Origin of the sequence: Amycolatopsis sp. NPDC049691, from assembly GCF_040675005.1 — a bacterium.
Lineage (GTDB): Bacteria > Actinomycetota > Actinomycetes > Mycobacteriales > Pseudonocardiaceae > Amycolatopsis.
This window is the reverse complement of the sequence record NZ_JBFANX010000007.1, coordinates 385,502-411,218: the sequence shown is the minus strand read 5'-3', so window position 1 is coordinate 411,218 and position 25,717 is coordinate 385,502. Positions and strand designations below refer to the sequence as shown.

The window sequence follows — 25,717 nt, the reverse complement described above, 5'->3', positions numbered from 1 at the left end:
GCGTCGCCGTCCGAGCCGCGCGGGTTCCCTCGTTCGCCGCGATCACCCGGGAAACCGGCCGTTTGAGTGCTCTGTGACCGGATATCCGCTCCGGAGTTCTTTCACCAGGAGGTGGTCCCGGTGCTCGCCCGGCACAATTCCGTGTGGCTGGTTTCCCCGGCGGGGTCGGCCGCCACCGCTTCCGTCGTCGGCGTGCTCGACCGGACGACCTATCCGCGGCTGCGCGACAGCCTGCTCGAGCTCGCCGCCGACTCCGACGGCGCCGTGCTCGTCGACATCGAACGCCTCGCCCTGCGCGACCCGGAGCTGCTGCGGGTCTTCGCGCTGGTCGCGCTGCGGGTCGGTGACTGGCCGGCGGTTCCGTTCGCCCTCGTGACCGGACGCGCCGAGCAGCGGGCGGTGCTGGCCGGTGGGCGGGTGCCCGTGTACGCCGACGTCGCCGCGGCCGAAGCCGCGCTGAGGCGGCCGGCGGGAAAACGGGCCCGCCAGGCGCTGGCCCGCTCCGCGAGCACCTCCGCGCGCGCCCGCGAGTTCGTCCGGGGCACGTGCGCCCGGTGGGGGGTGCCCGAACTGGCCGAGGACGCCGAGCTGATCGCGACCGAACTCGTCGAAAACACGCTGCGGCACACGGATTCGGCGCCCCGGCTGCGGCTGGAGCTGCGCCGTGGGCGGCTGTCGGTCGAGGTGGCCGACGAGAGCTCGCGCCCCGCGGTCGTCCGCGAAGGGCTGGACCTCATCGAGACGGGACTCGGCCTGCGGATGGTCGCCAAGGTCGCGAAGACGTGGGGGAGCAGCCGGTGCCGGTCCGGCGGCAAGACCGTGTGGGCCGTGCTGGCCCGCCGCTGAGGCCCGCGTCACGTCCGGGAACACGGCCGTTTCCCCTGCGTTGTAACGGATGCAGGCTCCCGCCTCCGCTCGCAGGTAACCCCCAGCCTTCGCCGAGCGGGGGCGGGTCTTTCGTCTACTGTGGACGCTTGGCGCGCGGCCGGTAGTCCCGCTCGGTCTCGACGTCGCCTTCGGGCGTGTGGACCACGTGCCCGACGCGCCGCTTCTTCGCGATCAGCCGGCCGGACAGCACCGCGTCGGTCCGGCGCGGCGAGGTGTTGGACGCCCGGCTGCCGCCTTCGACGCGGTTCTTCCACAGCCCGTCCTCGAAGTAGGTGTGCACGTCACCCTCGGCCACGACGTCCGCCTCCGTCCACAAACCGCCAGGCTCTGCGGGTGCCCGGGGACGGACCGGACAAACGTTCAGCCCAGGCCGAGTACCCGGACGGCGTTGTCCTTGAGGATCAGCGGGCGCACCTCGTCCTTGAGGTCGAGGGCGGCGAAGTCGGCGAGCCAGCGGTCCGGCGTGATGACGGGGAAGTCCGAGCCGAACAGCACCTTGCGCTTCAGCAGCGAGTTCGCGGCGCGGACCAGCTGCGGCGGGAAGTACTTCGGCGACCAGCCGGACAGGTCGATGTACACGTTCGCCTTGTGCGTCGCGACCGAGATCGCCTCGTCCTGCCACGGCACCGACGGGTGGGCCAGGATGATCGTCAGCTCCGGGAAGTCGGCGGCGACGTCGTCGAGCAGCATCGGGTTCGAATAGCGCAGCTTGATGCCGTGCCCGCCCGGCAGGCCGGCGCCGATCCCGGTCTGCCCGGTGTGGAACAGCGCCGGCACGCCCAGCTCCCGGATCGCCTCGTACAGCGGGTAGTACCGGACGTCGTTCGGCTCGAACGCCTGCAGGCTCGGGTGGAACTTGAAGCCCCGGACGCCGTGCTCGGCGACCAGCCTGCGCGCGCGCCGCACGGCGGCCTTGCCGGCGTGCGGGTCGACCGAGCCGAACGGGATGAGCACGTCGGCGTGCTCGGCCGCCGCGTCGGCGATCTCCTCGCTCGAGAGCGCGGGGTGCCCGGTCGCGGCCGGCGCCTCGACCGTGAAGACGACGGCGGCCATGTTCCGCGCCCGGTAGTGCTCGGCGATGGAGGCCACCGTCGGCGTGCGGTCCTGGTCGGCGCGGAAGTACTTCGCCGACGCGTCCAGCAGCTCCTGGTCGAGGGCGAAGCAGCCGTGCCCGTCCTGTTCGACGTGGGTGTGGACGTCGATGGCGGTCAGTGCGGAAAGGTCCACGGGATTCTCCGGTGCTCAGGGCAGGTCGGGCTGGGCGGCTTTCGCGGCCAGCAGGTGGTTCAGGACGGCGTCACGGGCGGCGACGAGGGCGCGGTCGTCGGTGCCGGCCAGCTCGGCGTCGACCCCGGCGACGAGCGTTTCGGCCAGCTCCGGCGTCAGGTGGACGCGGCCGAGGTCGCGCCACCACTCCTCGGTCGGCGGCCCGAGGTGGGCGAGGACGTGCGCGAGCCCGCCCGCGCCGCCGGAGAGGTGCTGGTTGACGAACGGGCCGAGCACGGCCCAGCGCAGGCCCGGCCCGTTGGCGATCGCCGCGTCGATGTCGGCGACCGTCGCGACACCGCGCTCCACCAGTGAGTACGCCTCCTGCCACAGCGCGGCCTGCAACCGGTTCGCGACGTGGCCGGGCACCTCGCGCGCCAGCCGGATCGGCCGCTTCCCGACCGAGGCGTAGAACTCGACGGCGCGGTCGACGACCTCCGGCGCCGTTTCGCGGCCGGGCACGACCTCGACGAGCGGGATCAGGTGCGGCGGGTTGAACGGGTGCCCCACGACGACCCGCTCGGGGTGGCGCGGGCAGCCGCGCGCGATGGCGCTGGGCAGTAGCCCGGACGAGCTGCTCGCCAGGACCACGTCCGGCCGCGCGGCTTCGTCGAGGACGGCGAACAGCGCGTGCTTGACGTCTTCGCGCTCGGGCCCGTTCTCCTGCACGAAATCCGCGGCGGCGGCCGCGACGCCGGCGTCGGCGACGAACCGCAGCCGGTCGGTCGCCACGTCTTCGAGAGCGGAAAACAACTGCTCCTCGGCGCCGGGTGCCGGATCGGTCGCGACGACGTCGAGGCCGTGGGCGAGGAAGAGCCGCGCCCAGCTCGCGCCGATCACGCCGGTGCCGACCACCGCGACGGTGCTCACGCCGACGTCCCGAAGTGGTCCAGCGCGGTGGGATCGGCCAGGACGTCCCGGCCGACGACGTCGTCGGCCCGGGCGCCGAGCAGGAGTTTCTTCACGGGCAGCTCCAGTTTCTTCCCGGTGCGGTTGCGGGGGATCGCCGGGACGGCGGTGATCGTGTCCGGCACGTGCCGCGGGGACAGCGCGCTCTTCAACGCCGTCGCGATCTTCTCCCGCAGCGGTGCGTCCAGGACGGCGTCCCGGAGCACGACGTAGAGGCGGAGGTCGCCGTTCCCGCCCGCCGGGTCTTCCAGGTGCACGACGAGCGAGTCCTCGACCTCCGGCAGCTCCTCGACGACGGCGTAGAACTCGGCGGTGCCGAGCCGGACGCCGCCGCGGTTGAGGGTGGCGTCCGAGCGGCCGGCGATCACGCAGCTGCCCTCGGGGGAGAACCGGATCCAGTCGCCGTGGCGCCAGACGCCCGGATACGTGTCGAAGTACGTGTCGCGGTAGCGGGAACCGGTGTCGTCGCCCCAGAACCCGACCGGCATGGACGGCATCGGCGCGGTGATCACGAGTTCGCCCAGCTCGCCGACGACCGCGGTGCCGTGTTCGTCGAACGCCTTCGCGTCGACCCCGAGGCAGGGCCCGGAGATCTCCCCGGCGACCACGGGTTGCAGCGGGCCGCCCTGGACGATCCCGCTGCAGACGTCGGTGCCGCCGCTGCCGACGTTGAGCAGGACGTCCGGTCCGAAGACGTCCCGCACCCAGTGGTAGCCCTCGGCGGGCAGCGGGCTGCCGGCCGCGCCGAGCTGCCGCAGCGCGCTCAGGTCGTACTCCGCGGCCGGGTCGAGCCCGGCCTTCCGGCAGGCCATCAGGAAACCCGGGCTCGCGCCCATCAGCGTCGCCCGGGTCTCGGCGGCGAGCCGCCACTGCCACGCCAGGTCCGGGTGCAGCGGGTTCCCGTCGACCAGCACGATCGACGCGCCGGTGAGCAGGCCGGACACGAGGGCGTTCCACATCATCCAGGCGGTGGTGGAGAACCACAGGATCCGGTCGCCGGGGCGCAGGTCCCAGCTGAGACCGTGGTTCTTGAGGTGTTCCAGCAGGATCCCGCCGTGGCCGTGCACGATCGCCTTCGGCTTGCCGGTGGTGCCGGAGGAGAACAGCACGCACAGCGGGTGCGCGAAGCCGACCGGCTCGAACCCGGGCGCGCTTCCGGTGAGGAGTGCGCTCCAGGCCAGGGCGTCCGGGAGGTCGTGGTCGCCGTAGGGGACGTGGACGACGTGCTCGACGGTCGGCAGGCCGGCGCGGATCTCGGCCACCTCGGCGCGGCGGTCGACGTCCTTGGCGCCGTAGCGGTAGCCGGACACGGTCAGCAGGACCTTCGGTTCGATCTGGCCGAACCGGTCGACGACCGAGCGGGCCCCGAACTCGGGCGCGCAGGACGCCCAGACCGCGCCGAGGCTCGCGGCCGCCAGGTAGGCGACGACGGTTTCGGGGATGTTCGGCAGGTACGCCGCGACGCGGTCGCCGCGTCCGACGCCGAGCCGGAGCAGGCCCGCGCGCGCCCGCGCGACCTGGTCGCGCAGCTCGGCCCACGTCAGCTCGGTGCGGTCGCGGGTCTGCGAGTAGGCGACGACGGCGACTTCGCCGTCGGGGCCGCCGAGGGCGTGCTCGGCGTAGTTGAGGGTCGCGCCGGGGAACCACTCGGTGCCGGGCATCCGCCGGTCCGGGACGACCGCGCTCTCCGGCGAGTGGAAGCGGACGCCGAAGAAGTCCTTGATCGACGACCAGAAGCCGTCGAGGTCGGTGACCGACCAGCGGTGGAGCGCGGCGTAGTCGTCGAACGCGTGGCCGCGCTCGGCGAGCCAGGTCAGGTACCGGCCGATCTCGGTGGTTTCGCGGACGTCGGGCGCGACCGGGCGCAGGATCATCGGCCGACCTTCCCGGCGCGCTTGTCCAGGAACGCCTGCATCCGGTCCTTGGCCTCGGCGCTGCCGCCGGCGACGGCGGCCATCAGCGCCTCCAGCAGGTAGCCCTCGGCCGGGTTGGCCTCGGCGATGCGGGGAAGCGCCTGCAGCACGGCGAAGTTCGTGACCGGGGAGTTCCCGGCGATCTTGCGGGCGAGGTCGAGCGCGTGCGCCGAGCCGTCGTCGACGAGGTAGTGCGACAGCCCGGCGGCGTGGCCTTCGGCGGCGTCGAGGACGCGGCCGGTGAGCATCATGTCGGCCATCCGGTGCGCGCCGATCAGCCGCGGCAGCCGGACCGACCCGCCGCCGCCGACGAACAGGCCGCGCCGGCCTTCGGGCAGCGCGTAGAACGCCGACTGCTCGGCGACGCGGATGTGCGCGGCCGCCGCCAGTTCCAGGCCGCCGCCGATGACCGCGCCCCGCAGCACGGCGACGACCGGGACGCGCCCGCGTTCGAGCCGCTCGAAGGCGCGGTGCCACATCATCGAGTGCTCCAGGCCCTCGAAGGTGTCGCGCTCGGTCAGCTCGGAGAGGTCGAGCCCGGCGGAGAAGTGCTTGCCGACGCAGTCGAGCACGACGGCCTTGACCCCGCGGGGCGGGGCGCCGAAGAACGCTTCGAGGCCGAGCACGCTGGCGTCGTCGAGCGCGTTGCGCTTCTCGGGCCGCGCGAGCCGCAGCACGGCGACGTCGTCGTGCAGCTCCAGGCGCAGGGACGGGGGCAGGAAAGCGGTGGTCATGCGGGTCCGTTCGAGAAGGCTTCGGCGGCCCGCGCGCGGAGTTCGACGCGGCGGATCTTGCCGGTGGCGTTGCGGGGCAGGGCATCGGTGAACCGGATGTGCTTCGGGATCTTGTAGCGGGCGAGGTGCTCCTCGAGGTGGGCGCGGAAGGCGGCTTCGTCGAGCTCGGCGCCGGCCCGGCGGACGACGAAGGCGGCGCCGACCTCGCCCCAGCGCTCGTCGGGCACGCCCACGACGGCGCAGTCGCCGACCGCGTCGAGGCGGACCGCGACGGCCTCGATCTCGGCCGGGTACACGTTCTCGCCGCCGGAGATGATCATGTCCTTGACGCGGTCGACGACGTGGGCCCAGCCGTCCTCGTCGACCTTGACGACGTCGCCGGTGCGGAACCAGCCGTCCTCGACGAAGCTCGCTTTCGATTCTTCGGGCCGGTTCCAGTACCCGCCGAAGACGTGCGGGCCGCGCACCAGCAGCTCCGCCGGGGTCGCGGTGAGCGGCTCGGGGGTGAAGCCGGGCCCGAGCCCGGCCACGTCGGTGAAGAAGTGCGGCACGCCCGCGGCGACCGGGTGGTCCAGGGTGCCCTCGTGGGTGGCCATCGAGACGCCGGGAGAGGCTTCGGTCATGCCGTAACCCTGAAGGAGTTTCACACCCCGGTCGAGCCACGCGCGGGCCACGCGCTCGGCGACCGGCGAGCCGCCGTAGAGCACGCACGTCAACGAGCTCAGGTCGGTGCGCTCCCAGTCTTCGTGGCGGCTCAGCAGCTCCAGCATGGTGGGGACGGCGGAGAAGCTCGTGATGCCGGCCTCGCCGATCCGGCCGAGGATCGTGCCCGGGTCGAACTTCGCCACCGGTTCCACGCTGCCGCCCTTGAACAGCGTCGGCAGCGTGATCTGGCCCAGCCCGACGCAGTGGAACAGCGGCGCGATGCACAGCGCCTTGTCGGTGCCCAGGACGTCGAGGTGGGCGAGCTGGTTGACGGTGTTCCAGGTGAGGTTCCCGTGGGTGAGGACCGCCGCCTTCGGCCGGCCGGTGGTGCCGGAGGTGTAGAGCAGCAGGCACGGGTCCTCGAGCGCCACCCCGGTGGCCGGTGGGTCGCCGGCGGCGGCCAGCTCGGCTTCGTAGTCCAGCCCGCCCGCCGGGCACGACGCCGGGTCCGTCGCGACGACGTGCCGGAGCGTCTCCGGGAGCGGGCCGGCCAGCAGGCCGTCGGTGTCCGGGCTGTGCACCAGCACCGAAGCGCCGCTGTCTTCGAGCATGTAGCGGATTTCGGCGGGGGAGAGGCGGTAGTTGAGCGGCACGAAGAGCGCGCCGAGGCGAGCGGTGGCGAAGAGCGTCTCGAAGACGGTGACATCGTTGACGCCGAGGTAGGCGACGCGGTCGCCGTGACCGACGCGGAGCCGGGCGAGCGCGCCGGCCAGCCGTTCGACGCGCTCGGCGAGCCCGGCGTAGGTGCGCGTGCGGCCGGGCTGGACGAGCGCGGTGCGCCCGGGGGAGATCCGCGCCCGGCGCGCGGGCCAGCTGCCGAGGCCGAAGTCGGCCGGGCCGTGGGTCATGCCGCACCCCTTCTATGTCAGGAACCCTGAGATGCCTCCGAGCATGACCGTCACCCGCGCGGGCTGTCAAGAGCGGGCCGTCCGGCGGTGGGTTTTTGGTGCCTACGCCGGGAAGACGCGCTTTCGGCCGACATGGGTTCACCACCGGTTCGGCCGTTGGCGGGGTTGCGCCGTTTGGATCAAGTACTAGGCTGCGAGGGTGCGGTTCAGGAGCAGCCGCCCTCCCCCAGACTTGCCGGCGTTCGAGCGGGCAGTGGACACCGCTCGGCACGCCATCCGCGACTGAAGGCGTACAAGATGTTGGTCGTGCAGCACCCCGCGACGGCGATCCCCGTGCCGTCTCCCCGCGTGGAACGAAGTTCCTCCGCCATCAAGGTCATCCGGCCGTACTTCGGCGCGGTGATGGTCCGGATCAGCGGCGCGCTCGACGAGGACAGCGCCGCCGAGCTCGGTTCGGTCCTCGCCACCTGGGCGCACCGGCGGTTCCCGACGCTGGTGCTCGACCTCTCCGAGGTCGACTTCCTGGACTCGGCCGGGCTTTCCGTGCTCGCGGACATCCACGTCCGGACGGTCCGCGAGAACACCACCCTCCGGATCGTCACCGGCGACAACCGCGTCGTGCGCCGGGCCCTGGCCGGCAGCGGCCTCGACCACGCGCTGAACCTGAGCCCGCTGCCGTCGGGCTGGGAGCGGGCGACGGAGATCCCGAACTGAGCGGAGTTTCGCGGGCAGGCCGGCCGTCACCGTCTCGGCGCGCCGGCTCTACCGGCGTGCGCAGATCCTGAGCTGGCTGACCGGGCGCGGGGCCGGCCGTCACCGCGTTGCTGCACCGGACTTTCCGGGGTGCTTCGGACCTGTAAGCCCTTCGATGGTCTCCCGCAGGGCGTCGTCGGTCGGGGTGGGCTCGATGCCGAACGCCGCCGTCGCCGCCGCCGAATCCAGCACGAACGGCCCGCGCAGCTGGTACTGGACCTCCAGCAGCTCCCGCGCCGTCGGGTTGAAGACTCCCGCCAGCCGCAGCGCGATGCGCGGCATCGTCCTCACGCGGGCCGCCGGGGCTCCCGTCAGCTCCGCCGCCCGCGTCGCCAAGGCGCGCACCGACATCGGCGGCGGCGTAGGCACGTGCCACGGGCGGCCCCACGCGCCCTCGTCCGCCGCGACCGCCACCAGCGTGCGGGCGACGTCGCCGACGTAGGTCCAGCTGTACGGCGCGTCGAGGTCGGCCGGGGCCGCCGCGCGCTTGCCCGCCAGTACCTTCGGCAGCACCAGCGCCGTGAACGCCGACAGCGCGCCCGCGCCGAGGTAGTCCGAGCCGCGGACCTCGGCCGTGCGGAGCCGGCCGGCTTCGTGCGCCGCCAGCGCGTCGGCCCAGAGCTTCGCCCGGACCTCGCCCTTGACCGAGTTCGGGCGCATCGGCAGCCGCTCGGTCATCGGGCCGTCGACCGCGCCGTAGGCGTACAGGTTTCCGGTCGTGACGAGCACCGCGCCGCTCGCTTCGGCCGCGTGCCGGAGCGCCGCGCCCAGCGGCGGCCAGTCGGCGGGCCAGCGGTGGTACGCCGGCCCGGCGCAGCTGTACAGCGCGGCCGCGCCGGCCGTGTGGCGCGCGAGTGCGGCGGCGTCGGTCGCGTCCGCGGCCAAGCGCTCGACGCCGTCGACGGCCGGGCCGCCGCCGCGCCGGCTCAGCAGGCGGACTTCGTCGCCGCGGGCGGCGAGCAGGCGCGCGGTGGCCGAACCGACCGGACCGGCGCCGACGATCACGTGCAGAGCCATGGAAACCCCCAATGAGAGAACACTGTTCTCGGACGAGAACACCGTACGAGTTCCGGGCGCGCGGAGTCAAGAACAGTGTTCTCGCCTGTGCGACACTGGGGCCGTGTCCGCCTCGTCGCTGCGTGCCCGGGTCCGCTCGGAAATGCACCAGGAGATCAAGGAAGTCGCCCGCCGCCGCCTCGCCGAGGAGGGCGCGAACCTGTCGCTGCGCGCCGTGGCGCGGGACATGGGCATCGTCGCTTCGGCGCTGTACCGGTACTTCCCGAGCCGTGACGCGCTGCTGACGGCGTTGATCATCGACGCCTATGACGGGCTCGGCGACGCGGCGGTCGACGCCGAAGCGGCACTCCCGCGCGACGACCTGCGCGGCCGGTGGCTGGCGACGTGCCACGCGGTCCGGACGTGGGCGCTCGCGCACCCGGCCGAGTACGGCCTGCTCTACGGCAACCCCGTCCCCGGCTACGCGGCACCGCAGGACACGGTGGCGCCGGCGTCGAAGGTGATCCTGCTGCTGGCGGCCATCGTCGCCGAGGCACCGGCGATCCCGGCCGGGCCGCCGGTGCCCCCGGCGGTCCGCACCGACCTGCGCCGCCTGGTCGACGAGCAGGCGGGCGACCTCCCGGAGGAACGCCTGGACCGGGCGCTGCTCGCCTGGACGCACCTGTTCGGCCAGGTCAACTTCGAAGTCTTCCACCGCCTCGACGACATGATCCACGCACGCGCCGAGTACTTCGAGCACCACATGACCGTGCTGGCCGACCTCGCGGGCCTGCCCTGACGGCCATCAGGGGCGGAAGTACGCGCGGAACGTCGTGCCGTGGTCGCCGGTGTGCAGGCGGACCAGGTCGGCCAGGTAGTTGACCAGCAGCAGCCCGCGGCCCCGCGGCTGCTCGGGCGTCGCCGGGTGGCGGCCGGCCAGCGGGTCGGCCAGGGTGCCGCTGTCGTGGACCTCGCAGACGAACTCGCCGTCTTCGCTCCACAGCCGGACCGTGCCCGTGCCGCCGCCGTGTTCGACGCAGTTGGACAGCAGCTCTGTCACGACGACCTCGACGTCGGCGATCCGGTCGGGGCTCAGCCCGCCGGCCGCCGCGCGGACGTGGGCCAGCGCCCGGGCCGCCGCGAGGTCGGTCGTGTCCGCCAGCTCCACCACGCGGTCGGCCGCGGGACCCGGCGGCAGCGGCCGGTTGTAGCGGGTGAGGACGTCGTCGGGGGCGTACGCCGTGCTGGGGCGGCGGCCGGCCCCGTCGATCAGGACCGGGTGCGTGGCCTCGGCGTCGGCCAGCGCGGCCGGGTCGAGGCGCGAGACGTCGTACGGGCACAGGATCGTCACGTCCCGGCCGGTGAACGCGTGGTTGATCAGCGCTTCGTGCTGCACGCACGCCGGGTACTCGACCTCGGACCGCCCGGCCCAGATCGGCTCGCCGATGATCCGCACCGGGCCGTCCGGGTGCGCGTCGGCGAAGGCCCGCAGCACGCGCGGGATGATCCGCCCGGGGTTGCGCCCGGCTTCGGTCATGTCCAGCAGCCGGACCTTCTCCGCGTCCGCGCCGAGCTCGCGGCGCAGCAGCTCGAGGTTGGGTCCCGGCACGGCGACGGCGACCGGTTCGCCGGCGGCCAGCCCGCCCCACACGAACGGAACGGTTCCGGCCACGTACTCGGCGTCGTCGCGGTAGAACAACGCAGGGTGCACGAAGGGATCCGCGCTCAAACTGGCCTCCTCCGGGTACCGAGGACGCCTCCCAGTATGCGCGACCGACGTCACCGGTTCGGGGGAACCCCGTCAGGAGAGCCGCTGAGCCGCCTCGAGCAGCGTGGCGTGGACGAACGCCTGGGGCAGGTTCCCCCGCAGCTGCCGCTGCCGCACGTCGTACTCCTCGGCGAACAGCCCCGGCGGCCCGCACGCCGCCCGGTTGCGTTCGAACCAGCGGAACGCCTCGGTCCGCTCGCCCTGGTGCGCGCACGCCAGCGCCATGGTGAACCCGCACAGCAGGAACGCGCCTTCGGCCTCGCCGAGCGGACGCTCGTCGGGCGCGAAGCGGTAGACGTACCCGTCTTCGGCGAGGTTTTCGCGGACCGCGGCCAGGGTCGCGCGCGTCCGCGGGTCGTCGGCGGGCAGGGCGCCGCGCACCGGCGGCAGGAGCAGCGCCGCGTCCGTTCCGGTGTGCGCCGGGCTGCGCCGCCAGAACCCCCGCGGGTCGAGGCACCGGGACGTCGTCTCCGCCAGCAGCTTGTCGGCGAGCGCGGACAGCTGCGCCCCGTGGCGTGCGGGCACCTCCCGCGCCAGCGCGTTCAGCCCGGCGACGCAGGCGAGCCGCGAGTGCGTCCACCACTCGTCTTCCAGCTCCCAGACACCGGCCTCCGGCTGGTCCCACCGTTCGGTGAGCAGCCGGACGACGACGTCGGAGGCGCGCTGGACGTCGCCGTCGAACCGGCCGTGGCGCGCCGCGGCCGCGTGGAGCTGCAGCAGCTCGCCGAGGGAGTCCAGCTGGAACTGGTGGGCGACGTGGTTGCCGACGACGTCCGAGCCGCCGGGGTAGCCGGGCAGCTTCAACGTCGTCTCGTCGGGGGGCGGGGTGCCGTCGGTGCGGTAGGCGGGCAGGAGCCGGTCGCCGTGGTCGAGGACGCGGGCCGTGCTGAACCGCAGCGCGTCGTCGAGCAGCGGGTGCGGCTCGTCGACGGCCGCGGCGAGCCCGGCGTAGCACTGGTCGCGCAGCCAGACGTACCGGTAGTCGTAGTTGCGGCCGGCCTCCGACCGCTCCGGCAGGCCCAGCGTGGCCGCGGCGACCATGCCACCCGTGCCGGTGGTCAGGCCGCGCAGGACCGCGTAGGAGTGCCGCGCGTCGCGGGGCGCGACGGTGTGCTCCAGCTCGGGAACGTCCCGGTGCCACGCGGTTTCGGTCGCGAGCCACGCGGAATCGACGTCGACCGGGTCCGGCAGGCGGCCGCCGATCTCGAGGACGAGGTCGTGGTGGCCGCCGGCGGGCACGGTCAGCTCGAAGCCCAGCCCGCCGTCGCCGGGCACCGCGTCGCCGGCGCCGGTCCACCGCACCCGCAGGTCGCCGGTGCGGCCGGTCCAGGTGCCGTCGCCGGAGCGGTGCAGCTCGCGCAGCGACCGGCGGCCGAAGCCGTCGGCCAGGTCCAGCCGGACGCGCACCCGGACGTCCCGCTCGACCGCCTCGACCCGGCGCAGCAGCACAACGTGGTGCGGGTCCCCGGGGTAGGCCAGGGCGTCCCGGCACTCGACGGCGGTCGACGTCGTCACCCAGCGGTTGCGCCAGATCAGCGTGCCGGGCTCGTAGAAGCCGCCCCAGACGCAGGTTTCGGTCGGGGTGACGGTGTAGCTGCCGGTGCCGCCGATCAGCGAGGACAGCACGGCGCTGTCGGACCAGCCGGGCGCGCAGAGCCACGCGATGTCGCCGCGCGGGCCGCAGAGCGCACCGCGCTCGCCGTCGGCCAGCAGGGCGTACTCCCGCAGGACGTGCGGGGACATGCCGGTCACGACCGGGCTCGGCGCCACACCGCCAGCGCCGTCGCGGCGAGCGCGCTCCCGCCGGCGGCGAGCAGGCCGTGGTGCCGGCTCGCCCACAGCTGGAAGCTGCGTGGGGTGGCCTTGGCGTCGAACTCGCCGTGCGCGCCGAAGTCGCGCGTCCGGTCGGCGGGTGCCCACAGGTTGGCGGGCTGGTCCGCGGGCTTGGCGTCGCCGGTCTGCTGGGACTTGTAGCCGGTCTTCGCGAGGTAGCGGTCGAGGATGCCGGGGGCGACGGCGTTGGCGACGAGCGTCCCGACGGTGCTCCCGCCCACCCAGTATTCGCGCCGGCGCGGGTGGTCGGCGGCGTGCACGACGGCCCGCGCGGCGACTTCCGGCTGGTAGATCGGCGGCACGGGCTGCGCGTGGTCGGGGAGTTTCGAGAGGACCCACGAGAACTGCGGGGTGTTGACCGCGGGCATCTGCACCATGGTCGTCCGGACGTGGCTGCCTTCGTGCAGGAGTTCGCAGCGGAGGGATTCGTTGAAGCCCTGGATGGCGTGCTTGGCGCCGCAGTAGGCGCTCTGCAGGGGGATTCCGCGGTAGGCGAGTGCCGAGCCGACCTGGACGATGGTGCCGCGGTCGCGCGGTTTCATGCGCTTGAGGGCGGCCATGGTGCCGTGGACGTAGCCGAGGTAGCTGACCTCGGTGACGCGCCGGAACTCGTCGGGCCCGATTTCGGAGAAGGGCGCGAAGACCGAGGTGAAGGCGACGTTGACCCAGACGTCGATGGGCCCGAGTTCCTTTTCGGCCCGTTCGGCGGCGGCTTCGACCTGGTCGAAGTCGGCGACGTCGGTGGGGAGTTCCAGGGCGGTCCCGCCCTCACCGGTGATGTCTTCGGCGGCTTCGTGCAGGCCTTTTTCCCCGCGGGCGAGGAGGGCGACGCGGGCGTGCCGGGCCCCGAAGGCCCGCGCGACGGCTCGCCCAATGCCCCCGCTGGCCCCGGTCACGACGACGACTTGGGTGCTGGACATGGAACCTCCGATCAGGAGTGGGTGGTGGTTTCGGGCGGGGTGCCGACCCGCCGGTGCTTCGGCCGGGCCGCGCGGGCCCAGGCGGCGGCGACCGCCGCGTTGGTCAGCGCGGCCGCACGCCACCGGCGGGAAACCGCGGCCCAGACGAGCATGCTGGCGCTGTGGGCGGCATCGGCCGACCAGCCGAACCGGGCGACGAGCCCGGCCGGCCGCCGCAGCGCGGCGGCGGCCTGGACCAGGTGGCGGGCCGCGAGGACCACGGCGATTTTGCGCGGGATGGGGAGGTAGCGGGCGGCGAACAGCACCCCGCCGGCCCACAGGAGCCGAGCCCGGGCGACCCGCTTCGCGGTCCGCTGGAGGTGGGCTTGGCGCTCCCCGGCCGGCCGCACCTCGGGCTGCCGCCCTGGGCGACCCTGGGTCACACTCGCGAGCCCTGCCACCGCGAGCCGCTTCACTGGATCCTCCGGCGCCGAGCGAGTCCGAGCGCAGCAACGGCCGCGGCTCCGATCCCCACCGCCGAAACCAGCGTCTTGCCGCGCCGCCGGGGAACTTCGTCCGGCCCTTCCAGCCCGCTCGCCAGCAACTCCGCCAAGTGCATCCCTTCCCGGCCCCCACTGTCCAGCTGGTGCAGCTGGGTCCGGCAACTGAACCCATCGGCCAGCACCGCGGTCTCCGGAGCAGCCGAACGCACCCGCGGCAGCAAAACCCGCTCGGCGCAAGCCTCCGAAACCTCCAAGTGCCCCTTCTCGAACCCGAAGTTGCCGGCCAGCCCGCAACACCCGGAATCCAGCTGCTCGGCTTCCACCCCGGCAGCGGAAAGCAATCGCGCGTCGGCGTCCCAGCCGAGTACCGCGTGCTGGTGGCAATGCACCTGCGCGATCGCCTTCGCCGCCACCCGAGGCGGGCGATACCCGGGGGAGTGCTCGGTCAGCAGCTCGGCCAGCGTCACCGTCTGCGCCCGCAGCCGGCGGACGTCCTGGTCACCCGGGAACAGCTCGGCCGCGTCCGACCGGAACACCGCCGTGCAGCTGGGTTCCAGCCCCACGACCAGCCCGCCGTCGTGCAGGTGCGGAGCCAGTGAGCGGACCGTGCGCGCCAGGATGTGCTTCGCCACGCCCAGCTGCCCGGTCGAAATCCACGTCAGCCCGCAGCACAGCGCCGCCGACGGCATCGTCACCCGCCACCCCGCGTCCTCCATCAGCCGGACCGCGGCCCGCCCGACGTGCGGGTGGAAGGAGTTGGTGAACGTGTCCGGCCACAGCACCACCGTGCCGCGGGCGCCCGTGCCGGACGGTCCGCGCCGCGCGAACCACTGCTGCAGCGTTTCTCCCGCGAACAACGGAACTTCACGGTCCTCGACGCCCGCCGCGAGCGTCGCCAGCCGGGACAGGCCCGGCGCGTGCGTCAGCGCGTTCACCACCCGCCCCGCGCGGAGGCGGCCCACGAGCCGGGCGAACGCCGGCAGCCAGCCCATCGTGAAGTCCGACCGCGGCCGCCGCCACGGGCGGCCTTCGTAGTGGTGGGCCAGAAACTCCGCCTTGTACGTCGCCATGTCCACATTGGCCGGACAGTCCGTCTTGCACCCCTTGCACGCCAAGCACAAATCGAGCGCGTCGCGCACCTCCGTGGAGCGCCAGCCATTGGACACGGGACTGTCGCCGTGCCCGTTCAGCATCTCGAACAGCAGCCGTGCGCGGCCGCGCGTCGAGTGTTCTTCCTCGCCGGTCACCTGGTACGACGGGCACATGACCTGGCCGCCGCTGGTGGTGTGCTGCCGGCACCGCCCGACCCCGACGCAGCGGTTGGCCGCCTGGGCGAACGAGCCGCCGTCGTGGGGGAACCGGAAGTACAGGTCCTGCGGGTCCGCCGGGCTCCAATCGCTGCCGAGGCGCAGGTGCTCGTCGAGCTTCGCCGGCGCGACGACCTTGCCCGGGTTCATCCGGTTCCCGGGGTCGAAGACGGCCTTGAGCTGCCCGAACGCCCGCACCAGGTCGGTGCCGAACATCTTGGGCAGCAGTTCGCCGCGGGACTGCCCGTCGCCGTGCTCGCCGGAGAACGAGCCGCCCAGCGACGCGACCAGGTCGGCGGCACGCTCCATGAACCGGCGGTAGGTGGCGACGCCGTCGGCGCTGTAGAGGTCGAACGGGATCCGCGTGTGCACGCAGCCCTGGCCGAAGTGGCCGTACAGGCTCGGCCCGGTGTCGCCGGCGTACCCGAACTCCTCGTACAGCGCGGAAAGCTTCCGCAGGTACTCGCCGAGCCGTTCGGGCGCGACGGCGGAGTCCTCCCAGCCTTCGAAGGTGTCGGCCTTGCCGGGCAGGTGCGCGGTGGCGCCGAGCCCGGCTTCGCGGACCTGCCACAGCTCGTTCTCGCGCTCGGGGTCGTCCAGGAACTCGACGTCGGCCTCGTGCTCGGTGTCGTGCAGCGCCTCGAGCATCTTGTGGGCCTGGCGGTCGGCTTCGTCGTGCGTCGTCGCGGCGAACTGGACCATCAGGAACGCCCGGCCCTCGGGCATTTCGCGCAGCGCCTGCGGGTTCATGTCCTTGATCTGCTGGTCGCGGATCAGCTTGTGGTCGACGCCTTCCAGCGCGACCGGCTCGTGCGGCAGGATCGACGGCACGGCGTCGGCCGCCTTCGCGACGTCCGGGTAGCCGAGCACCACCAGCGTCCGCTCGGGCAGCACCGGCACCAGCTCCAGCTCGGCCCGCAGCACGGTGACCAAAGTGGACTCACTGCCGACCAGCAGCCCGGCGACGTCGAAGTGGTGCTCCGGGAGCAGGGAGTCGAGGTTGTAACCTGATACGCGGCGCGGGATGTCCGGGAACCGGCGGCGGATCTCGTCGGCGTATTCGTCGCGCAACCGCCGCAGCTGCCGGTAGATCGCCGCGCGCGGGTCGCCGTGGCGCTCGATCTCCGCGTACTCCTCGTCGGTGGTTTCCCCGCACCAGAACCGGGTTCCGTCGTAGGTGAGCACCTCCAGCCGCCGGATGTTGTCGACGACCTTGCCGGTCCGCTGGGCCGTCGCGCCGCAGGAGTTGTTGCCGATCATGCCGCCGAGCGTGCAGTTCATGTGCGTCGCCGGCTCGGGTCCGAACCGCAGGCCGGTGTCGGCCAGCTGCCGGTTCAGCTCGTCGAGCACGATCCCCGGCTGCACGACGCACGTGCGCGCCTCGGCGTCGACCGACTCGAGTTCCGTGCAGTACTTGGAAAAATCGAGCACGACGGCGGTGTTCGTGCACTGGCCGGCGAGGCTGGTGCCGCCGCCGCGCGAGAGCACCGGCGCCCCGAACTCCCGCGCCACCGCGATCGCCGCCACGGCGTCGTCCGGCGTCTTCGGCACGACGACGCCGATCGGCACCTGGCGGAAGTTGGACGCGTCGGTCGAGTAGGCCGCGCGTGTCCCGCGGTCGAAGCGCACCTCGCCGTCGACCCGCTCGCGCAGGGCGGCGGCGAGCCCACCGGTGTCCAGGTCCTCGTGGTCGGCGTGGCGCACCACGGGGTCGGGGAGCTGGACGGTTCCCATCGCGGATCCTCCTTCAGAGTGCGTACTCGGCGGCGGCCTCGGGCCGGAACGCCAGCCCGTGGCCGGGCGCGGCCAGATCGGGGGAGACGGTGCCGCCCGCCGGGTCGAGGCAGCCGTCGAAGAACAGCCGCTCGATCCGGTCGTGGTCGGCGAACCACTCGATGTGCCGGAAGTTCTGCGTGGCGACGGCGGCGTGCGCCGAGAGGTTCGGCGCGCAGTGGGCCGAGACGTCCCGGTTCGCCGCGGCGGCCAGCGCCGCCGCTCGCTGCCACTCGGTGTAGCCGCCGCAGCGGGTGACGTCGACCTGGAGGCAGTCGACCGACGGCAGCATGCGCGCGAAGTAGGGCAGGTCGTAGCCGTACTCCCCGGCGGCGATGTCCGGGCCGCCGGGGAAGCGCGTCGCCGCGAGGCCGGGCAGGTCGTCGCTGGAGACGGGTTCCTCGAACCACGTCACGCCCCACTCCAGCAGCCGCTCGGCGACCCGGCGGGCCTGGCCGGGGGAGTAGGCGCCGTTGGCGTCGACGTAGACCTCGGCGGTGTCGCCGACCTTGTCCCGCGTCACGGCCACCCGGTCCAGGTCGCGGGCCACGCGGGTACCCGCCGACTCGCCGATCTTGATCTTCACGCGCGGGATGCGCTGCCGGCGGACCCAGTGGTCGAGCTGGGCGACCAGCTCGCCGTCGGTGAGCGTGGTGAAGCCGCCGCTGCCGTACACGGCGACCTCGTCGTGCACCCGGCCGAGCAGCCGGCTCACCGGCAGCTCGAGCGAGCGGGCGGCGGCGTCCCACAGGGCGATGTCGACGGCGGACATCGCGCACGAGACCAGGCCGGGGCGCCCGAGGTTGCGGATGGCGTGGCGCATGGCCGCCCAGCAGGCGGGCACGTCGAGCACCGGCCGGCCGCGGACGGCGTCGGCGAGCATGCCCTCGATCAGCGGCACGCAGGCCGCGTCCGCGTACGTCCAGCCGAGCCCGCGGATCCCGCCGGCTTCGGCGTGCACGACGACGATCGTGGTGGCGTCCCAGGCCAGGGTGCCGTCGGCCTCGGGCGCGGGGGCCGGCACCCGGTAGGCCCGGGCGCCGACCCGTTCGACCGTCGTCATCGGCTCTTCCCGGGCAGGAACTCCTGCAGCTTCGTCTTGACCCCCTGCGCGACGAGGTGGAACGCGTCGGGGTCGCCCTTCAGCACCGCCTGAGCGGCCGACTTGACCTGCTCGAACGTCGCGTGCGGCGGGATCGGCGGCACCTCGGGGTCGCAGCGGACGTCCAGCACCGCCGGCTTGCCCGCGGACAGCGCGGTGTCCCAGGCCGACGCGAGCTGGTCCGGCTTGTCGACGGTGACCGCGGTGAGGCCCAGCGAAAGCGCGAAGCCGGCGTAGTCGACGTCCGGCAGGCTCTGGGACTCCTCGAACTTCGGTGCGCCGCCCATCGCCCGCAGCTCCCAGGTGACCTGGTTCAGGTCGTTGTTGTGGAACACGCAGATCACGCAGCGCGGGTCGCTCCACAGGTGCTGGTAGCGGGCGATGGTGATCAGCTCGGCGAGGCCGTTCATCTGCATGGCGCCGTCGCCGACGAGGGCGATCACCGGCCGGTCGGGGTGGGCGAACTTGGCGCCGATCGCGTACGGCACGCCCGGTCCCATGGTGGCCAGCGTCCCCGACAGCGACCCGCGGATGTCGCCGCGGATGCGCAGGTTGCGGGCGTACCAGTTGGTGGACGAGCCGGAGTCCGCGGTGACGATGGCGTTCTCGGGGATCCGCTTCGACAGCTCGGACACGACGGCCATCGGGTTGACCGGCTCGGCGTCGACCGCGGCTTCCTTCTCGACCGTGTCCCACCACGAAGCGACGTTCTTCTCGATCGTCTCCCGCCACGACCGGTCCGGCTTGCTGGTGAGCCTCGGCAGCAGCGCGCGCAGCGTGGCCGCGCTGTCGCCGACGAGGTTCACCTCGGTCGGGTAGCGCATCCCGATGAACCGGCCGTCGAGGTCGATCTGGACCGCCCGGGCCTGGCCGAAGTCCGGCAGGAACTGGCTGTACGGGAAGTTGGAGCCGACGATGAGCAGCGTGTCGCAGTCGCGCATCATCTCGTAGCTCGGCCGGGTGCCGAGCAGCCCGATCGAGCCGGTCACGTACGGCAGCTCGTCGGACAGGACGTCCTTGCCCAGCAACGCTTTCGCGATGCCGGCACCGGTGACCTCCGCGAGCTGCCGGACCTCTTCGGCCGCACCTCGCGCGCCCTGCCCGACGAGGACGGCGACCTTCTCGCCGGCGTTGAGCACCTCGGCCGCCGCGTCGAGGTCCGCCTCGGGCGGGACCGGCGCGGGCCACGCCGTGCTCGGCGGGCTGGAGGGCACCTGCTTGAACGCGTGCTTCGGCGCTTCGTACGGTTCTTCCTGCAGGTCGGCGGGGATGATCAGGGCGGTCGGGCAGCGGCCGGCCTCGGCCGTGCGGATCGCGCGGTCGAGCGCGTTCGGCAGCTGCTCGGCGACGTTGACTTCGACGAGGTATTCGCTCGCGACGTCCTTGTAGAGCGCCTGCAGGTCGATCTCCTGCTGGTAGGACCCGCCCATCGCGCTGCGCGCGGTCTGCCCGACGATCGCCACCACCGGGACGTGGTCGAGCTTGGCGTCGTAGAGCCCGTTGAGCAGGTGGATCGCGCCGGGGCCGGACGTGGCCATGCAGACGCCGACCTTGCCGCTGAACTTCGCGTAGCCGACCGCCGAGAAGGCGGCCATCTCCTCGTGCCGCGCCTGCACGAAGCGTGGCTGGTTGTCCGCTTTGCCGAACGAGGCGACGAGGCCGTTGATCCCGTCGCCGGGGTAGGCGAAGACCTGCTCGACACCCCACTCGCGCAAGCGCTGGAGCAGGTAGTCGCCGACTGTCTGAGCCATGAGTACTCCCTGTGCGTCCTTGGCTTCCGGTGGACGGTTACCCGTGCGGCGCCCGTGGAATCGCAGTACCCGCTTTCGAGTCGTACTATTCTTGCGTGACGCAAATGTCCTGGGAGTCCGATGGGACCGGTGCCGCGATGGCCGTGCTCCGGGCGATGGTGACCATCGCCGACGCGACGGTCGGGCGGAACACCGAGCAGCTGACGCTCACCCAGTTCCGCGCGCTGCGGGTGGTGGCCGGCCGGACACCCGTCACCGTGGGCAAGGTGGCGCGCGAACTGGCCATGAACCCGTCGTCGGTCACCCGGGCGTGTGCGCGGCTGGTGACGCTGAACCTGCTGGAAAAAGCCCCCAACCCGTTGAACCGCCGGGAAACCCTGCTCGCGCCGACGGCCCCCGGCCGCCGGCTGGTCGAGCGGGTGGACCGCGATCGGCGGCAGGTGCTCGCGGCCGTGCTCGACCGGCTCGACGCCGACGCGCGGGCCGCGGCGGTCGCCGCTTTCGAGCAGTTCGCCGAGGCCGTCAAAACGTACGAAACGGATTTCCTTCCACTGTTGCGTGGCGCAAATTAAGTCGCACGCGTTCGTTTGGGCGCCTTGCGTGCGGGTATCCGCGATGGCAACTCGATCTTCGGGAGGTCTTCGCGGTGGCGCAGCGTGACGGAATCACCGAACCGTGGGGGACGAGGACGCCTTACGGGCCGGGGGATCCGTGGCCGGTCCGCGTCGACAGCCGGCTGGCCGAGGGCGTGCGGCCCGAAGACGTCGACCGCTGGGTCCGCAGCGCCGCCGTGCTGCACTCCAACGGCGACGGCCTGGACATCGCGGTCGCCGGTGGCCGGATCGCCGGGGTCCGCGGCCGCGCCGACGACCGCGTCAACCGCGGGCGGCTCGACCCGAAGGACCTGTTCGGCTGGCAGGCCAACAACGCACCCGACCGGCTGACGACGCCGCTGGTGCGCAAGCACGGCGAGCTGACCGAGGCGAGCTGGGACGAGGCGCTGGACCTGATCGTCCGGCGCAGCCGGGAACTGCTCGACGAGCAGGGCCCGGGCGCCCTCGGGTTCTACACCAGCGGCCAGCTGTTCGCCGAGGAGTACTACACGCTCGCGGCGATCGCGCGCGGCGGCCTCGGCACGAACCACCTCGACGGCAACACGCGGCTCTGCACGGCGACGGCGGCCGCGGCCCTCAAGGAGTCCTTCGGCTGTGACGGCCAGCCGGCGTCCTACGCGGACGTCGACCACGCCGACGTCATCGCGCTCTTCGGGCACAACGTGGCCGAAACGCAGGCCGTGCTGTGGTCGCGGATGCTGGACCGGCTCGCCGGGCCGAACCCGCCGGCGCTGCTGTGCGTCGACCCGCGCGACACCCCGGTCGCCCGCGCGGCGACGCTGCACCTCGCGCCGCTGCCCGGCACCAACCTGGCGCTCATGAACGGCCTGCTGCACGAGGTCGTCGAGCACGGCTGGGTCGACCGCGAGTACGTCGAGCGCTGCACCGTCGGCTACGACGACCTCATCGCGACGGTCGCGGACTACCCGCCCGAGCGCGTCGCGGAGATCTGCGGCCTCGAAGCGCGGGAGATCCGGGAAGCCGCCCGGCTGGTCGGGACGGCTTCCCGGCTGCTGTGCACGGTCCTGCAGGGCTTCTACCAGTCGCACCAGGCGTCCGCGGCCGCCGTGCAGGTCAACAACCTCGTGCTGCTGCGCGGCATGCTCGGCAAGCCGGGCGCCGGCGTCCTGCAGATGAACGGCCAGCCCACCGCGGAGAACACCCGCGAGTGCGGCGCCGACGGCGACCTGACCGGCTTCCGCAACTGGGCCAACGACTCGCACGTCGAGGAGCTGGCTTCGCTGTGGAACGTCGACGCCGGCAAGATCCCGCACTACGGACCGCCGACGCACCTGATGCAGATGCTGCGCTACGCGGAAACCGGCACCCTCCGGTTCCTCTGGGTGTCGGCGACCAATCCCGCGGTTTCGCTGCCCGAGCTGACCCGGGTACGGTCTATTTTGGACTCTCCCCGGTTGTTCCTGGTGGTGCAGGACGCGTTCCGCACGGAGACGGCGGAGTTCGCCGACGTCGTGCTGCCCGCGGCGCTGTGGGGTGAGAAGACGGGCACGTTCACCAACGCCGACCGCACGGTGCACCTGTCGGACAAGGCGGTCGACCCGCCGGGGCAGGCGCGCTCGGACCTCGACATCTTCCTGGACTACGCGCGGCGGATGGACTTCCGGGGCCGCGACGGCGAGCCGTTCCCGCAGTGGCACGACGCGGAGACGGCGTTCGACGCGTGGAAACGCGCGTCTTCGGGGCGGCCCTGCGACTACAGCGGGCTGAGCTACGCGAAGCTGCGTGAGGTGAGCGGCATCCAGTGGCCGTGTACTTCGGACCGTCCCGACGGGACGGAACGGCTGTACGCCGACGGGAAGTTCTTCGCCCGGCCCGATTACTGCGAGAGCTACGGCCGCGACCTCGTCACCGGCGCGCCGATGGAGCCCACCGAGTACCGGGCGATGAACCCGGAGGGCAAGGCGATGCTCAAGGGCGCCGGATACGTCCCGCCCCACGAAACCCCCGACGAGGACCACCCGTTCTTCCTGATCAACGGCCGGACGATCCACCACTTCCACACGCGGACGAAGACCGGCCGGGCGCCGGAGCTGCGCTCGGCCGCGCCGGAGGTGTGGCTCGAAGTGTCCGAACGGGACGCGGCCGCCGCCGGGCTCGCCGAGGGCGACCTCGCGGAGGTCTCGACGCCGCGCGGCAGCGTCCGCGCCCGCGTCCGGATCGGCGGCATCCGCGACGGCGTGCTGTTCCTGCCGTTCCACTACGGCTACTGGGACGTCGACCACCCGGCGGGCAAGGACGGCGACCGCGCGGCCAACGAGCTGACGTTCACCGACTGGGACCCGGTGTCCAAGCAGCCGCTGTTCAAGACGGCGGCGGCCGCGCTGCGCAGGATCGGCCCGGTGGGGAGCCCCGCTGCCGAGCGGGTGCCCGCGGTGGTGGAGGAGGACGTCCGATGAAGCTCGACCTCGTGCTGCGCGAGCTGCACCGCGCGGAGAAGGTGCTGGCCAGGGATCTGCTGAAGACCTCGGACCGCCACCACGCGGAGCACGAGGTGCACCACCTCGCGCGCGATCTGGCGGCCTGGTCGGCCGAGCACGTCCGCGAGATCGCGCGCGCCGGGCGGGCGTTCGACCTGGACCTGGACGAGGACATTCCGGGTCCCGGTCCGCTGGAGCCGTTGCGGACGGCGCTGGCCGACCTGACCGGCCGCCGTCCCGAGCCGGGCGTGCTGCTGCTGGCCGACCTGCGCCGGCTGCACCGCCGGGCCGCGGGCGTGTCGCTGGACTGGGAGCTGCTCGCGCAGGGCGCGCAGGCGGCCAAGGACAGCGGCTTGCTGGATTTGGCGAGCCGGTGCCACCCGCAGACGTTGCGGCAGCTGAAGTGGACGAACGCGATGCTGAAGGTGCTCTCGCCGCAGATCCTGACGAGCTAGGTTAGGTTCCGCGGCCGGGGGTATGGCGTGATCATGCTGCCCACGGTGAAGGACCTGACGGACCTGGTCCGCCTGTACGAGAGCGAAGGCGACGACCTGTACGTGCGGTGGTCCCGGGGTCCGGAGGTCGATCTGGCGGACTCGGCGTCCAGCCGTGACGGGTTGACGGGGATCCCGCTGCCGGGGTTGTCGGCGAACTCGTTGCGCCGCGAGCCGTGGTGGGGCGACCGGTCGGTCCGCCTGTGGCTCGCGCGGCGGCTGTACGACTACGAGCACCTGCGGGACCTGCGCGGCCCGGGCGTCCGGCCGTGGGTGCTGCGGGCCCGGGAGATCGCGCGCGGGCCGGACAACGAGCCGCTGGTGGTGGCGGCGGAGCCGTTGGCGTGGGTGGCGGACGAGGTGCTGCAGGAGGCCCGCCGGCTGGTGGACGAGCAGGGATCGGCCGAGTGGGGGCCGATGGACCGCCGGGCCCACCGCTGACCACCCGGCCGGCCCCCCTCGCCCGGCTTCGACCAAGCCATTTGGCCCGGCCCGGCTTCGACGAACCCGCCCGCCTTCGACCAACCCGCCCAGCTTCGACCAACCCGCCCGGCCCGCTCGCCGGCGCGCCCAGCCCACTCGCCTCCCGCTGCCGCCCCGCCCGCGGAAGGCGGCCTACCGTGGCCGGTCGTGAGTGTTAGAGGCGTTCCAACCCTTCCAAGCACTCATGAGGGGCGGTCGCCGGAATTGCGGTGGGCCGTCTCGATGCTGCGCAGGAACGCCACCGGGTCCGCGCCGAACCGATCGAGCGCCCGGTGGCGGATCCCCGACGCCACCACCGTCGAGCCGACCGCCCACGCCGCCACCACCACGACCACCGCCGGTGCCGGCAGCACCCGGCCGAGGAACGCCAAGCACACCGTCGCGGCCAGCGCCGCGATCCGGGCCATCCCGCCCCACCAGCGCTCGGCCGGACCGGCCGAGAACACCCGCGTGCCGGACAGGTACAGCGTCAACCCCACCGTCGTGAACCAGCCCGCCGCCTGGGGTGGGGACTCGTGCAGCGACAGGTTCACCCCCGCCGCGATGAGCAGCAGCGCGAACGCCGGGAACAGGTGGCCGCCCGCGTACAGCGAATACGCCAGCGCCGGGTTGCCGCCCGACAGGTCGAGCAGGCGCTCGTAGATCCGCGCCGCCGAGGTGAAGTACAGCCACCACAGCGCGCCCGCCATCACCAGGCCCGCGGCCAGCGACGCCCAGTACGCGAGGTCGTCGGCCGGCCGCTCGAGCGCCGCCGTGCCGACCGTGAGCACCAGCTCGCCGAGCAGCAGGATCATGAACAGCCCGAACCGCTCGGCCAGGTGCGCCGAGTCGACCGCCAGGCTCGGGTCGCGCGGCGGCGCCCACATGCGCCGCCACCTCGCCTCGCGCGTCGGGCGCTCCCGGCGGTCACCGCGACGTCGGTCGCCGAGCAGCAGGAAGCCCGCCTCCTGCAGCAGCGCGAACACCCACAGCGCCCACGAGTGCGGCACGACCGCCGACACGCCGAACAGGACCGCCGACGCCGCGTAGCCCCAGCTGATCCGCCGCTGGTCGAGCCCTTCGCGGGCCGGCCAGCGGTGCGCGGCCGCGAGGATCAGCCGCACCCCGGCCATCGCCGCCGCGAAGATCGCCGGGTGCCCCTCGAAAACGTGGTGCGCCTGAGTGGCGGCGATCCCGCAGGGGATCGTCCCGGCGAGCACGAACAGCCGGTCGGCGACGCGGCTGTCGTCGCCGCGGCGGTTGTACAGCACGGCGAAGCCGATCCACGTCCACCACAGCGTCGCGAACAGGCCGAGCGCGGCGGCCACGCGCGCCCAGTGCGGGTCCGCGACGACGCCGTGCGCCACCTGGCCCACCGCGAACACGAAGACCAGGTCGAAGTACAGCTCGACCCAGCCGACCCGCTTGCCGCCGCCGGTTTCGTCCACATCGGTCACGACGGCGATTCTGCCGCGTCCGCGGCGACGCCCCACCGGTGGGCGCCCCGGGAATTAATAACACACCATTCGAACAATGGGCGGAATTCGTCCCGGCAACGCCTGTGGGTAATTCTGCCGCCAATGCCGCGCGCGGTTCGATTACCGCTCGGTAGGCCCCGGAGCTGCGCGAACAGGCTTGTACGGTGTACAAGCAGCGATCATCGGGACACGATCCGTCAACTGCCGGAGTGAATCGCGATCAATTCGATCGCGGCGTTCCGAAACGCCGCTGCGCAGGGTTGACAAGGATGCCGGGCGTGGG

At 73.0% G+C, this 25,717-nt stretch carries 22 protein-coding genes; 7 read left to right on the top strand and 15 right to left on the bottom strand.

Features of this window, described 5'->3' with window-relative positions; genetic code table 11:
* The first annotated feature begins 120 nt into the window (after nucleotides 1–120).
* Complete coding sequence (locus AB0J40_RS19415; protein WP_364454675.1) at nucleotides 121–846, top strand: ATP-binding protein; 726 nt, start codon at nucleotides 121–123, stop codon at nucleotides 844–846.
* 115 nt (nucleotides 847–961) lie between these two features.
* Here AB0J40_RS19415 and AB0J40_RS19410 read toward each other — a convergent pair whose 3' ends face one another.
* From AB0J40_RS19410 to AB0J40_RS19385, 6 genes are all read right to left on the bottom strand, one after another.
* Nucleotides 962–1,183, bottom strand: coding sequence for a DUF2188 domain-containing protein (locus AB0J40_RS19410; RefSeq protein ID WP_364454749.1), 222 nt, complete (start codon nucleotides 1,181–1,183; stop codon nucleotides 962–964).
* A 65-nt stretch (nucleotides 1,184–1,248) separates the two neighbouring features.
* Nucleotides 1,249–2,115, bottom strand: coding sequence for a 4-hydroxyphenyl-beta-ketoacyl-CoA hydrolase (couO, locus tag AB0J40_RS19405; protein ID WP_364454672.1), 867 nt, complete (start codon nucleotides 2,113–2,115; stop codon nucleotides 1,249–1,251).
* A 15-nt stretch (nucleotides 2,116–2,130) separates the two neighbouring features.
* A complete protein-coding gene (locus AB0J40_RS19400) occupies nucleotides 2,131–3,024 on the bottom strand; it encodes a 3-hydroxyacyl-CoA dehydrogenase NAD-binding domain-containing protein (RefSeq protein WP_364454670.1) in 894 nt (297 codons plus the stop codon).
* The gene (locus AB0J40_RS19395; protein ID WP_364454667.1) at nucleotides 3,021–4,937 is read right to left on the bottom strand and encodes an acetoacetate--CoA ligase; all 1,917 of its coding nucleotides are present in this window, start codon (nucleotides 4,935–4,937) and stop codon (nucleotides 3,021–3,023) included. Before AB0J40_RS19395 ends, AB0J40_RS19400 begins: the two co-directional genes overlap by 4 nt.
* Nucleotides 4,934–5,710, bottom strand: coding sequence for a crotonase/enoyl-CoA hydratase family protein (locus tag AB0J40_RS19390; RefSeq protein WP_364454665.1), 777 nt, complete (start codon nucleotides 5,708–5,710; stop codon nucleotides 4,934–4,936). The genes AB0J40_RS19395 and AB0J40_RS19390 overlap by 4 nt, the downstream gene beginning before the upstream one ends.
* The gene (locus AB0J40_RS19385) at nucleotides 5,707–7,263 is read right to left on the bottom strand and encodes a long-chain fatty acid--CoA ligase (protein WP_364454662.1); all 1,557 of its coding nucleotides are present in this window, start codon (nucleotides 7,261–7,263) and stop codon (nucleotides 5,707–5,709) included. Before AB0J40_RS19385 ends, AB0J40_RS19390 begins: the two co-directional genes overlap by 4 nt.
* Before the next feature lie 297 nt (nucleotides 7,264–7,560).
* Here AB0J40_RS19385 and AB0J40_RS19380 point away from each other — a divergent pair, with 297 nt between their 5' ends.
* Nucleotides 7,561–7,977 (top strand): STAS domain-containing protein, encoded by a 417-nt coding sequence (locus AB0J40_RS19380; RefSeq protein ID WP_364454659.1) that lies wholly within the window; start codon nucleotides 7,561–7,563, stop codon nucleotides 7,975–7,977.
* 99 nt (nucleotides 7,978–8,076) lie between these two features.
* On the opposite strand, the gene AB0J40_RS19375 is transcribed toward AB0J40_RS19380, so the two are convergent.
* Nucleotides 8,077–9,033, bottom strand: a complete 957-nt coding sequence (locus AB0J40_RS19375; RefSeq protein WP_364454656.1) for an NAD-dependent epimerase/dehydratase family protein — start codon at nucleotides 9,031–9,033, stop codon at nucleotides 8,077–8,079.
* 103 nt (nucleotides 9,034–9,136) lie between these two features.
* Here AB0J40_RS19375 and AB0J40_RS19370 point away from each other — a divergent pair, with 103 nt between their 5' ends.
* The gene (locus AB0J40_RS19370) at nucleotides 9,137–9,811 is read left to right on the top strand and encodes a TetR/AcrR family transcriptional regulator (protein WP_364454653.1); all 675 of its coding nucleotides are present in this window, start codon (nucleotides 9,137–9,139) and stop codon (nucleotides 9,809–9,811) included.
* A 6-nt stretch (nucleotides 9,812–9,817) separates the two neighbouring features.
* On the opposite strand, the gene AB0J40_RS19365 is transcribed toward AB0J40_RS19370, so the two are convergent.
* The 7 genes from AB0J40_RS19365 to AB0J40_RS19335 form a co-directional block, all read right to left on the bottom strand.
* Nucleotides 9,818–10,741, bottom strand: coding sequence for a sensor histidine kinase (locus tag AB0J40_RS19365; RefSeq protein WP_364454650.1), 924 nt, complete (start codon nucleotides 10,739–10,741; stop codon nucleotides 9,818–9,820).
* 72 nt (nucleotides 10,742–10,813) lie between these two features.
* Entirely contained in the window at nucleotides 10,814–12,523 is a 1,710-nt protein-coding gene (locus AB0J40_RS19360; protein WP_364454647.1) for a glycoside hydrolase family 15 protein, read from the bottom strand.
* Nucleotides 12,524–12,528: 5 nt separating this feature from the next.
* Nucleotides 12,529–13,533 carry an SDR family oxidoreductase gene (locus AB0J40_RS19355; protein WP_364454644.1) on the bottom strand — a complete coding sequence of 335 codons (1,005 nt, stop codon included), beginning with the start codon at nucleotides 13,531–13,533 and terminating at the stop codon, nucleotides 12,529–12,531.
* 11 nt (nucleotides 13,534–13,544) lie between these two features.
* Nucleotides 13,545–13,955, bottom strand: coding sequence for a hypothetical protein (locus AB0J40_RS19350; RefSeq protein ID WP_364454642.1), 411 nt, complete (start codon nucleotides 13,953–13,955; stop codon nucleotides 13,545–13,547).
* Between the two features lie 29 nt (nucleotides 13,956–13,984).
* Nucleotides 13,985–17,056 carry an FAD-binding and (Fe-S)-binding domain-containing protein gene (locus tag AB0J40_RS19345; protein WP_364454639.1) on the bottom strand — a complete coding sequence of 1,024 codons (3,072 nt, stop codon included), beginning with the start codon at nucleotides 17,054–17,056 and terminating at the stop codon, nucleotides 13,985–13,987.
* A 13-nt stretch (nucleotides 17,057–17,069) separates the two neighbouring features.
* The gene (locus AB0J40_RS19340; RefSeq protein WP_364454636.1) at nucleotides 17,070–18,158 is read right to left on the bottom strand and encodes an enolase C-terminal domain-like protein; all 1,089 of its coding nucleotides are present in this window, start codon (nucleotides 18,156–18,158) and stop codon (nucleotides 17,070–17,072) included.
* The gene (locus AB0J40_RS19335; protein WP_364454633.1) at nucleotides 18,155–19,948 is read right to left on the bottom strand and encodes a thiamine pyrophosphate-requiring protein; all 1,794 of its coding nucleotides are present in this window, start codon (nucleotides 19,946–19,948) and stop codon (nucleotides 18,155–18,157) included. Before AB0J40_RS19335 ends, AB0J40_RS19340 begins: the two co-directional genes overlap by 4 nt.
* A 155-nt stretch (nucleotides 19,949–20,103) precedes the next feature.
* Between AB0J40_RS19335 and AB0J40_RS19330 the strand changes: the two genes are divergently transcribed.
* The 4 genes from AB0J40_RS19330 (at nucleotide 20,104) to AB0J40_RS19315 (ending at nucleotide 23,935) form a co-directional block, all read left to right on the top strand.
* Nucleotides 20,104–20,520 (top strand): MarR family transcriptional regulator, encoded by a 417-nt coding sequence (locus tag AB0J40_RS19330; RefSeq protein WP_364454631.1) that lies wholly within the window; start codon nucleotides 20,104–20,106, stop codon nucleotides 20,518–20,520.
* A 74-nt stretch (nucleotides 20,521–20,594) separates the two neighbouring features.
* Entirely contained in the window at nucleotides 20,595–22,979 is a 2,385-nt protein-coding gene (locus AB0J40_RS19325; RefSeq protein WP_364454628.1) for a molybdopterin-dependent oxidoreductase, read from the top strand.
* A complete protein-coding gene (locus AB0J40_RS19320; RefSeq protein WP_364454626.1) occupies nucleotides 22,976–23,455 on the top strand; it encodes a hypothetical protein in 480 nt (159 codons plus the stop codon). The genes AB0J40_RS19325 and AB0J40_RS19320 overlap by 4 nt, the downstream gene beginning before the upstream one ends.
* A gap of 33 nt (nucleotides 23,456–23,488) precedes the next feature.
* Nucleotides 23,489–23,935, top strand: a complete 447-nt coding sequence (locus AB0J40_RS19315; RefSeq protein ID WP_364454623.1) for a DUF6098 family protein — start codon at nucleotides 23,489–23,491, stop codon at nucleotides 23,933–23,935.
* Nucleotides 23,936–24,159: 224 nt separating this feature from the next.
* Here the strand turns inward: AB0J40_RS19315 and AB0J40_RS19310 are convergent, their stop codons facing one another.
* Nucleotides 24,160–25,413 (bottom strand): low temperature requirement protein A, encoded by a 1,254-nt coding sequence (locus AB0J40_RS19310; RefSeq protein WP_364454620.1) that lies wholly within the window; start codon nucleotides 25,411–25,413, stop codon nucleotides 24,160–24,162.
* Nucleotides 25,414–25,717 lie beyond the last annotated feature (304 nt).

What these genes read in the sequence shown, in the direction of transcription:
- AB0J40_RS19315 (WP_364454623.1), top strand. Translation starts at nt 23,489, where the DNA reads ATGCTGCCCACGGTGAAGGACCTGACGGACCTGGTCCGCCTGTACGAG.
- AB0J40_RS19355 (WP_364454644.1), bottom strand. Translation starts at nt 13,533, where the DNA reads ATGTCCAGCACCCAAGTCGTCGTCGTGACCGGGGCCAGCGGGGGCATT.
- AB0J40_RS19390 (WP_364454665.1), bottom strand. Translation starts at nt 5,710, where the DNA reads ATGACCACCGCTTTCCTGCCCCCGTCCCTGCGCCTGGAGCTGCACGAC.
- AB0J40_RS19335 (WP_364454633.1), bottom strand. Translation starts at nt 19,948, where the DNA reads ATGGCTCAGACAGTCGGCGACTACCTGCTCCAGCGCTTGCGCGAGTGG.
- AB0J40_RS19385 (WP_364454662.1), bottom strand. Translation starts at nt 7,263, where the DNA reads ATGACCCACGGCCCGGCCGACTTCGGCCTCGGCAGCTGGCCCGCGCGC.
- AB0J40_RS19330 (WP_364454631.1), top strand. Translation starts at nt 20,104, where the DNA reads ATGGTGACCATCGCCGACGCGACGGTCGGGCGGAACACCGAGCAGCTG.
- AB0J40_RS19340 (WP_364454636.1), bottom strand. Translation starts at nt 18,158, where the DNA reads ATGACGACGGTCGAACGGGTCGGCGCCCGGGCCTACCGGGTGCCGGCC.
- AB0J40_RS19380 (WP_364454659.1), top strand. Translation starts at nt 7,561, where the DNA reads ATGTTGGTCGTGCAGCACCCCGCGACGGCGATCCCCGTGCCGTCTCCC.
- AB0J40_RS19345 (WP_364454639.1), bottom strand. Translation starts at nt 17,056, where the DNA reads ATGGGAACCGTCCAGCTCCCCGACCCCGTGGTGCGCCACGCCGACCAC.
- AB0J40_RS19360 (WP_364454647.1), bottom strand. Translation starts at nt 12,523, where the DNA reads ATGTCCCCGCACGTCCTGCGGGAGTACGCCCTGCTGGCCGACGGCGAG.
- AB0J40_RS19395 (WP_364454667.1), bottom strand. Translation starts at nt 4,937, where the DNA reads ATGATCCTGCGCCCGGTCGCGCCCGACGTCCGCGAAACCACCGAGATC.
- AB0J40_RS19375 (WP_364454656.1), bottom strand. Translation starts at nt 9,033, where the DNA reads ATGGCTCTGCACGTGATCGTCGGCGCCGGTCCGGTCGGTTCGGCCACC.
- AB0J40_RS19320 (WP_364454626.1), top strand. Translation starts at nt 22,976, where the DNA reads ATGAAGCTCGACCTCGTGCTGCGCGAGCTGCACCGCGCGGAGAAGGTG.